Genomic DNA, 692 nt, shown 5'->3' with positions numbered 1-692 from the left:
TCAGCTTTATTCCTTGCATCAGACGCTAGCGATGTATTTAGGAGGAGGAGCTAGCTATGAAGGTGGCGAATGGAGGGCTCCGGAATTCAAGGTTGCACAATTCAATTCTGATGGTAGTTCGTCAGAAAAGAAGATTTATCATGATGTAGCAGGAGCTTTTGATGGTGTCAGTGATGGTATGACGAGTATCAACGACCGTATTCATGATGTTGAGAAGAGTGTGGCGAGCAATGGTTTGAATTGGAATGAAGAAGAAGGCGCGTATGATGCGAAGCATGATGGTAAGTCGAGTAAGATTACGAATGTATTGGATGGTAAGATAGCAGAAGGTTCGCAAGAAGTTGTTAATGGTGGTCAGCTTTGGAGCACGAATGAGAGGGTAAAAGAGGTTGAAGACAAAGTAGATACGATAGATCAACATGTGAAAGATATTGAAGTAGCCGTAACAGATGGCGTTGTTAACTATGATAAAGATAGTGATGGGAAAAAGACCAATAGCATTACGTTAGTAGGAGGCAATGACAGCGAACCTGTTATGATAGACAATGTAGCGGCAGGCAAGATTGCAACAGGTTCTCAGCAAGCTGTTAATGGCGGTCAGTTGCATGATTATACTGAAGAGCAGATGAAGATAGTTCTTGAAGATGCCAATAAGTATACGGATGAGAAAGTTAGTAGTCTTGTCAATGATG

The 692-nt window shown here is 41.9% G+C and carries 1 pseudogene; it reads left to right on the top strand.

The window, feature by feature from the left end:
- Positions 1 to 692, top strand: a pseudogene (locus tag ACFILA_RS09780) (hypothetical protein); the annotation flags it as partial.

Origin of the sequence: Bartonella sp. CL71SXKL (assembly GCF_042194935.1) — a bacterium.
Classification (GTDB): Bacteria; Pseudomonadota; Alphaproteobacteria; order Rhizobiales; family Rhizobiaceae; genus Bartonella.
The sequence above is the reverse complement of the archived record's forward strand: the minus strand, read 5'-3'. Positions and strand labels throughout refer to the sequence as shown.